At 73.4% G+C, this 1,026-nt stretch carries 2 protein-coding genes; both read left to right on the top strand.

The features are described from left to right. Positions 1–262: ATP-binding protein (locus tag G7A99_RS20885; RefSeq protein WP_163143816.1), on the top strand; the 262-nt coding region annotated here is incomplete at its 5' end. Continuing rightward, a complete protein-coding gene (locus G7A99_RS20880; RefSeq protein WP_163143814.1) occupies positions 234–827 on the top strand; it encodes a response regulator in 594 nt (197 codons plus the stop codon). The genes G7A99_RS20885 and G7A99_RS20880, both read left to right, overlap by 29 nt. Positions 828–1,026 lie beyond the last annotated feature (199 nt).

Genomic DNA, 1,026 nt, shown 5'->3' with positions numbered 1-1,026 from the left:
CGGGGCGGTGGACGATGCCGCGGTCGTCCGGGTACGCGACGCCGCGGGCGGCTTCCCGGCGGCCCACCTGGACGAGCCCTTCGTGGGCTTCCGCAGCACCCGGCCCGAGGGGCTCGGCATGGGCCTGCTCATCTGCCGCCGGCTGATGATCGCCCAGGGCGGCACTATCGCGCTGGCGAACCGGGACGGCGGTGCCGAAATCACCCTGCGACTCCCCCTGGAGACAGATGACGATGCCTGCGCCGGACATTCACCTGGTTGACGACGACGCCTCCACGGGCGATGCGTGCCGGTTCCTGCTCGAGGGCTACGGCTACGGCGTGACCTACTGGTCCGCCGGCACGGACTTCCTCGCCGGCGCGACGCTGGAGGCCGAGGGCTGCGTGATCCTGGACCTGCGCATGCCGCGGATGGACGGCACGGCAGTGCACGCGGCGCTGCGGAAGCGCCGCAGCCCCCTGGGCGTGGTGATACTCACCGCCCACGGGGACGTGCCCACCGCGGTCGAGCAGATGAAGCAGGGCGCAGCAGACTTCCTCCAGAAACCGGTGAACGGCACCCGCCTGATCGCGGCGGTGGACGCGGCGCTGGCGCGCTCGCGCTCGGCGTGGGAGGTGCGGATACTGGCGCAGCGGGCGACGACGCTGAGTGAGCGCGAACGCCACGTCGCCGGGCTCGTCCGCGACGGGCTCACCAACCGAGCCATCGCCGAACGCCTGCACGTCGCGGTGCGCACCGTGGAGGTCCACCGCGCGGCCGCGATGCGCAAGATGGGGGCCCACTCCAGCGCGGAGCTCGCCGCGCTGTGGCAGCGCGTCGCCGATTGAGCGCCGCCCGCAGGGCGGCGCATGACACGGTATCGGGGACACCGCCGGGACGTCGCATCGCCCCGGCGGCAGTGGCACGGGCTCAGAAACGCGCCGTCAGCTTGACCCAGGCGTTGCGCCCGGGCTCGTTCACGCGCCCGGTACGGGTGCCGGCGTCCGCCGAGCCCGAGGCGAGGTGCTCGGCGTAGGTGCGGTCGAA

The sequence above is a fragment of the Arhodomonas sp. KWT genome, from assembly GCF_010993615.1.
Note: the sequence above shows the minus strand (reverse complement) of the source record. Positions and strands in the feature narration are given on the sequence as shown.

Excerpts from the sequence above, each read along its gene's own strand:
- G7A99_RS20880 (WP_163143814.1), top strand. The coding sequence starts at position 234 with ATGCCTGCGCCGGACATTCACCTGGTTGACGACGACGCCTCCACGGGC.